Raw genomic sequence first — 6,858 nt, 5'->3', positions numbered from 1 at the left:
GGTTGCTCACGTGTTACTCACCCGTTCGCCGCTCGAGTACCCCCGAAGGGGCCTTTCCGCTCGACTTGCATGTGTTAAGCACGCCGCCAGCGTTCGTCCTGAGCCAGGATCAAACTCTCCATTAAGGTCCAAACGACCGGAAGCAGGGGGCGAACCCCGAACCCGGCCAAACCTCGGAAACAATCCCAGCATCGCCACCCTCCCGGAAACCGGAAGAGTCGCATTGCCTCAAAGAAATCCCCGACCACCCCCGAGGGGATAGTCGCGGGGACGGGCCAGCCGAACAAATCGGCCGGCCCGTATAAAGGCACTGGCTTTTAACACGCTGTTGAGTTCTCAAGAAACGGACACCCACCGCGCTGGATTCGCTTTCGCGTTTCCCGCTCCGGGGTGACTCGACTTACTTTACCGGATTCGGCCGGACTGTCAATTTCGGCCTTTTCCGATGCCTCGGCCGTTGCCACTTGCGCGGCTTCTTTCGAGGCGGTGGAGCTATTTCATCAGATTCGGCTCGATTGTCAAAACCAAGCCTTTCCGCCCACCACGACAGCCCGGGCGCGACGAAGCCGCGTCGGCTGGTTCGGTAGTGGGTTCCCCTCGGGCCGGCCGCCTTCCGGCGTCCGCAACCCCGTGGGGCGAAGTGAACAGTATGCCCCTGAGATGCGAACGTCAAACCGGCTCGCACGTGCTGGCGGCGCCAAATCGTCCGGAAGGCGGTCTCGGCTCAGCACGCAGACCCGTTCTACCTTGGGTTTTGTCCGATCTTGCACCATCCTGCGGCCCGGGCAACGGGCGCCAGGCCGCCAATGTTTCTTTTTGGCAACGACGTTGATGGCGGGGCGGTTTACGGCTTGGCCAGGTATCCGCCGATGAAGAGGACGCCTTCGGCGAGGACCCAGACGATTGCCGCGACGGTGAGAAGGGCGTCCAGCCGATCGGGTTTCTGCCGTACGCCCGGCAGCGCCCACGCCGTCGCCGCGATGGCGAGGGCCAGAACGGCGACCGGTGCCGAGGCGCGGACGGCGTCGTCGAATCCCGCGCTGCATCCCGGATCGCGTTGTTCGTCCTCACCGCAGAATGCGGTGGCGCCCCAGCCGCCGAGCGCGGAGAAGGCCCAGAGGGCGGCCAGCACGCAGTTCGCGATCGTCGGAATCGCCGGCGAGATCCACCAGCTGTTCGGACGCCCGGGCGTGGCCTGCACGAACGGAACGTACCTCGCGGCGGCACGGCCGGGAAGCCCTCCGCGGGAACCCGTGAAGCCCCGCCCGGGAACCACGTCCGCGGATCAGGTGATCTCTTTGGCCTCGTGCAGGTTCATGTCCATCACGATCGCCGTCATGACGGCCATCGTCCGCAATGGTTCGGGCACGGGGTCGAAGATTTCCACGGCGTACTTGTCGGCCGTCGTCAGCAGGTGGGTGGCGAGGCCGGCCCATTTCTTCCGGACGTGGGCGACCTTGGCGCCGTCGGTGTCGGTCACCTCGAAGTTGTTCCGGGGCACGTCCACCGAGACGGCGCCGATCAGGGTGCCCTCGCCGTCGTAGACGACATAGCGGCGCCCCACCCGTTCGGTGACGAACGAGCCGAAGGCATCGCCTTCCGGGGTGAGGATCTCGGTGTATTCCCGGCCCCGCTGCTTGTCGACGATCACGACGGGGTCGCCGTCGGGCGTCGTCAGCACGACCGCCCGGGCGTCGAGGTTCGACTTGCCGCCGAACACGCCGCGCATCTCGGCGCGTCCCTCGTCGTCGGTGGGCGCCGCGATGGCGAGGACGGCGCCGCCGCCGTCGAGCACCTTGTACCGCGATTTGGCGAACGGGCCCCTCCGAGGCTGTTCGACCTTGAGCACCGAGGAGCTGAACACTTCGTTCACGCGTTCTCCTGCCTCATCGGCCGCACAGGCGACCTTCTGTTCACCGTCCCGGCGCGTCGGCACCCTTCGGTGCGCTGCGCCGTCCAAGCGGCGATCCTGCCAAGCCCGGCCGTTCAGCGGAAGCACATTCCGGAGCCGACCGCGCCGCCGAGCGCGCGTTGCCTGGGCTGACCTGCGCAGGGGACTTCGAGTATCACGTCCGGGAAACTGACTTGTGTCCGCCGGACGGCTTCGTTCAGGTTGACGATTGCCCGGTCGGGGTCCTGGTGTCCTTCATGGCCGATATGGAGCGCGACCGGCGGCGCGGGCCTGGTCAGGGTGTCAGGCCGTCGAGGAAATCCGGCACGTCCTTTCCCTCGTACAACATCAGGTCGAGTCCGATCGGCGCCGCCACGACGAGTATCCGCAGCGGGTCGGGCAGCGTGTGGAAGAACGTCACCGAGTAGCGGTCCGCGGTGGTCAGCAGTTCGGTCGCCATGCCCTTCCATTTCTTGTCGACTTGCGCGACGTGGGTTCCGGCGGGGTCCAGCACCTTGAACTTCCTGGCGGTCTTGTTTCCGTCCAGCCTGCCGACAGGACGCTCCGCCGCGTCGAGCAGCAGATAGCGCCATTCGTAGGCGTCCATCCGGATCGAGCCGTGCAGGGTGCCGTCGGGTGTGCTGACCCATGTCGCGCGGGTGGTCTTCGGGCGTTCGATCAACAGGACCGGTGTGCCCTGGGCGTTCTCCACCTGGACGGTCCGCTGATCGCTGCCGTCGAGCATCACCGCTCGCCACGCCTGGCGCTTCAGCGACACGGATCGCTCTTCCGCTCTGGCCAGCAGGGTGCCGCCCGCGTCGAACACCTTGTACTGGGACTTCGCGGAAGGGAGGCGGCGCGGCTGTTCGATCTTGAGCACGGGAGAACTGAAGAGGTCGCTCACATGTCCTCCTTAACGCCGTCCTCCGGCGTGGACGTCCGGGTCCAGGACGGCCGGCCGCCGGGGCTGCCGGAGCGAACGAGGCGGTGCCCTCAGCAGGCCGAGCACCCTGATCAGTTTGTCTGACGTGCGAGGGTTCGGGCAGGTTCGGCCGCGCGCCCGGAATGCGCGAAACAGCCGAAGGGACGGCCCCGTACAGGACCGTCCCTTCGTATGCGTGCCGAGTCGGACGCCAGAACCCGATGGAGCCGGGTCAGAAGTCCATGCCGCCGGCGTCGGGCATGCCGCCCGCCGGGGCCGGGTTCTTCTCCGGCTTCTCGGCGATGACCGCCTCGGTGGTCAGGAACAGCGCGGCGATCGACGACGCGTTCTGCAGCGCGGACCGGGTGACCTTGGCCGGGTCGATGATCCCCGCTTCGAACATGTTGACGTAGTCGCCGCTCGCGGCGTTGAGGCCCTCGCCCGGGGTCAGGTTGCGGACCCGCTCCACCACGACGCCGCCCTCGAGACCGGCGTTGACGGCGATCTGCTTCAGCGGCTCCTCCAGAGCGCGCTTCACGATGTTCGCGCCGGTGGCCTCGTCGCCCGCGAGCTCCAGCTTGTCGAACGCCTTGGTGCCGGCCTGGATCAGCGCGACGCCGCCACCGGGGACGATGCCCTCCTCAACCGCGGCCTTGGCGTTGCGGACGGCGTCCTCGATGCGGTGCTTGCGCTCCTTGAGCTCCACCTCGGTCGCGGCGCCGGCCTTGATGACCGCGACACCGCCCGCGAGCTTGGCCAGCCGCTCCTGCAGCTTCTCGCGGTCGTAGTCGGAGTCGGTGTTGTCGATCTCGGTGCGGATCTGGTTGACCCGGCCCGCGATCTCGTTGGCGTCACCGGCGCCGTCCACGATCGTGGTCTCGTCCTTGGCGATGACGATCTTGCGCGCCCGGCCGAGCATGTCGACCGAGGTGTTCTCCAGCTTGAGGCCGACGTCCTCGCTGATGACCTGGCCGCCGGTCAGCGTGGCGATGTCGCCCAGCATGGCCTTGCGGCGGTCGCCGAAGCCCGGCGCCTTCACGGCGACGGACTTGAAGATCCCGCGGATCTTGTTGACGACCAGCGTGGCCAGGGCCTCGCCCTCGACGTCCTCCGCGATGATCAGCAGCGGCTTGCCGGACTGCATGACGCCCTCGAGCACGGGCAGCAGGTCCTTGTTCGCCGACACCTTGCCCTGAACGATCAGGATGTACGGGTCCTCGAGGACCGCCTCCATCCGCTCGGGGTCGGTCACGAAGTAGTGCGAGATGTAGCCCTTGTCGAAGCGCATCCCCTCGGTGAGCTCGAGCTCCAGACCGAACGTCTGGCTCTCCTCGACCGTGATGACGCCTTCCTTGCCGACCTTGTCCATCGCCTCGGCGATCATCTCGCCGATCTGCGGGTCGCCGGCGGAGATCGACGCCGTGGACGCGATCTGCTCCTTGGTCTCCACGTCCTTGGCGAGCTTGGACAGCTCCTCGCTCACCCGCTCGACCGCGGACTCGATGCCGCGCTTCAGCGACATCGGGTTCGCGCCGGCCGCCACGTTCCGCAGCCCCTCGCGCACCAGCGCCTGGGCCAGGACGGTGGCGGTCGTGGTGCCGTCACCCGCGACGTCGTCGGTCTTCTTGGCGACCTCCTTGACGAGCTCCGCCCCGATCTTCTCCCACGGGTCCTCGAGCTCGATCTCCTTGGCGATTGACACACCGTCGTTCGTGATCGTGGGGGCGCCCCACTTCTTCTCCAGCACGACGTTGCGGCCCTTGGGACCAAGGGTCACCTTGACGGCGTCGGCGAGCTGGTTCATGCCGCGCTCGAGACCGCGGCGGGCCTCCTCGTCGAACGCGATCATCTTTGCAGCCATAGGCTCCAGTCCTCCCGGAACAAGGTGGCTTAGACGGATCGAGCCGACGCCCGCGACGGACGGCCCCCGCCGACGACTGCCATTCCGTCGCCGGACTGAGGCCTCATCGCCCCGACCCAGACTGTGAAGTTGTCACTCTCCACAGTAGAGTGCCAACCGTTTGTTTAGCACTCTACCCTGCCGAGTGCAAGCGACGTGCACCCTCGTCCACCGAACCGTCACCAACCAGCCCCAACCCGTCCCACCTGCGTCGAAACCCCGTTCTGGGACGTCAGGGGTGTGCGGCTGTGATCCGCTGTTTGCGGTCGTCCCCCCGGTATTCGCGGGACGAGGACCCGAGGGTGATGGGCCCGGGCGCTGCTTCGATGCGCCGGTTCACGTCGTCGATGCAGTGAGCATATGTGCTCTGCAGCACGGCCACCGAGTGCCCGGTACGAGCCGTCACGTTGGCCGCCGGCATCCCACCGTCCGGCCGGACGGTCGGCACTTGCGCCTGTCGTCGCAGTTTCTTGGGCAGGGGCGCATCAAGTCCTCGGCTCGGAGGACGAGTCCGCGTCTGGGGAGGCTCGTGAATTCAGGTTGGCCTAGTGCGACGGCTGAGTGGGTTGGGCTCGATCCTGGCGCTGGGTGCGCCAGGATCGAGTCGGGGTCAGCCGCCGGCTACGGCGGGGATGATCGAGACCTGGGCGCCCTCGGGGGTCGGGGTGTCGAGGCCGTCGGCGAAGCGGACGTCCTCGTCGCCGACGTAGACGTTGACGAAGCGGCGGATCTTGCCGGCGTCGTCCAGGATGCGGGCGGAGATGCCGGTGTAGCTGGCCTCCAGGTCGGCGACGACGGCGCGCAGGGTGGCGCCCTCGGCCTTCACCTCCGACTCGCCGCCGGTGTAGGTCCGCAGGATCGTCGGGATACGGACGGACACGCTGCTCATGGTGCTCCTTTCAGGCGAGGCCCGCGGCGCGGAACGCTTCCAGGGACGGGGCGATGTTCGCGGACGGCGCGACGACGGGTGCGACGGCGTCCAGGGTCTTCAGGCCGTCCCCCGAGTTGATGATCACGGTTTCGGCGGACGGGTCCAGAGCGCCGGTCGCGATGAGTTTACGGAGGGTCGCGACCGTGACGCCGCCCGCGGTCTCGCCGAAGATTCCCTCGGTGCGGGCGAGCAGCCGGATGCCCTCGACGACCTCGTCGTCGGCGACGTCCTCGACGGAGCCGTTGGTGCGGCGGGCGACGTCCAGGACGTATGGGCCGTCGGCGGGGTTGCCGATGGCGAGGGACTTGGCGATCGTGTCCGGCTTCACCGGGCGGATGACGTCGTGGCCGGCCTTGAACGCGTCGGCGACCGGGGCGCAGCCGGTGGCCTGGGCGCCGAAGACGCGGTAGGGCTTGTCCTCGACGAGGCCCAGTTTGATCAGTTCCTGGAACGCCTTGTCGATCTTGGTGAGCTGGGAGCCGGACGCGACCGGGACGACGATCTGGTCGGGCAGCCGCCAGCCGAGCTGCTCGGCGATCTCGTAGCCGAGGGTCTTGGAGCCCTCCGCGTAGTAGGGGCGGACGTTGACGTTGACGAACGCCCAGTCGTCCTGCTCGCCGGCGATCTCGGAGGCCAGGCGGTTGACGTCGTCGTAGTTGCCGTCGACCGTCACGAACGTCCCGGCGTAGACGGCGGTGGTGATGATCTTCTGTGCTTCGAGGTTGGACGGGACGAACACTGCGCTGCGGATCCCGGCGCGGGCCGCGGCCGCGGCGACGGCGTTGGCGAGGTTGCCGGTGGACGGGCAGGCCAGCACCTTGAAGCCGAGCTCGCGGGCGGCGGCGAGCGCCACGGCGACGACGCGGTCCTTGAACGAGTGGGTCGGGTTGCCGCTGTCGTCCTTCACCCACAGGCTCTGCAGGCCGAGGCTCTCGGCGAGGTTGTCGGCGCGGACGAGGCGGGTGAAGCCGGGCTCGGTGTTGGGCGTGTCCGTGATCGTGGCGGGGACGGGCAGCAGGCCCTTGTAACGCCAGATGTTGCGCGGCCCGGACTCGATGCTCGCGCGGGTGACTCCCCCGAAGTCGTAGGCGATCTCCAGGGGGCCGAAACACTCTTCGCAGGCGTAGTGAGGCCCGAGGTCGCGGGACGTGCCGCATTCGCGGCAGACGAGAGCGGTGGCTGGTCCGAGGTCCGTGGCAGGCGTGATGGCCATG

6 protein-coding genes and 1 rRNA gene are annotated in these 6,858 nt (G+C 67.8%); all 7 read right to left on the bottom strand.

Features of this window, described 5'->3' with window-relative positions; all coding sequences use genetic code 11:
- Positions 1-125: ribosomal RNA gene (locus ACH35V_RS33900) — 16S ribosomal RNA — on the bottom strand; the annotation flags it as partial.
- 719 nt (positions 126-844) lie between these two features.
- On the bottom strand, positions 845-1,201 hold the full coding sequence (locus ACH35V_RS33895) for a hypothetical protein (RefSeq protein ID WP_395978848.1): 357 nt from the start codon (positions 1,199-1,201) through the stop codon (positions 845-847).
- Between the two features lie 84 nt (positions 1,202-1,285).
- Positions 1,286-1,873 (bottom strand): phospholipid scramblase-related protein, encoded by a 588-nt coding sequence (locus tag ACH35V_RS33890; RefSeq protein WP_395978846.1) that lies wholly within the window; start codon positions 1,871-1,873, stop codon positions 1,286-1,288.
- 313 nt (positions 1,874-2,186) lie between these two features.
- The gene (locus tag ACH35V_RS33885) at positions 2,187-2,795 is read right to left on the bottom strand and encodes a phospholipid scramblase-related protein (RefSeq protein WP_395978844.1); all 609 of its coding nucleotides are present in this window, start codon (positions 2,793-2,795) and stop codon (positions 2,187-2,189) included.
- 250 nt (positions 2,796-3,045) lie between these two features.
- Complete coding sequence (gene groL / locus ACH35V_RS33880) at positions 3,046-4,674, bottom strand: chaperonin GroEL (protein ID WP_395978842.1); 1,629 nt, start codon at positions 4,672-4,674, stop codon at positions 3,046-3,048.
- Between the two features lie 649 nt (positions 4,675-5,323).
- On the bottom strand, positions 5,324-5,602 hold the full coding sequence (locus tag ACH35V_RS33875; RefSeq protein WP_395978840.1) for a MoaD/ThiS family protein: 279 nt from the start codon (positions 5,600-5,602) through the stop codon (positions 5,324-5,326).
- Positions 5,603-5,612: 10 nt separating this feature from the next.
- Positions 5,613-6,857: a threonine synthase gene (gene thrC, locus ACH35V_RS33870; RefSeq protein ID WP_395978838.1), complete on the bottom strand. Its 1,245-nt coding sequence runs from the start codon at positions 6,855-6,857 to the stop codon at positions 5,613-5,615.
- Position 6,858 lies beyond the last annotated feature (1 nt).

This window comes from Actinomadura sp. 1N219, assembly GCF_044326405.1.
GTDB lineage: Bacteria > Actinomycetota > Actinomycetes > Streptosporangiales > Streptosporangiaceae > Spirillospora.
The sequence above is the reverse complement of the archived record's forward strand: the minus strand, read 5'-3'. Positions and strand labels throughout refer to the sequence as shown.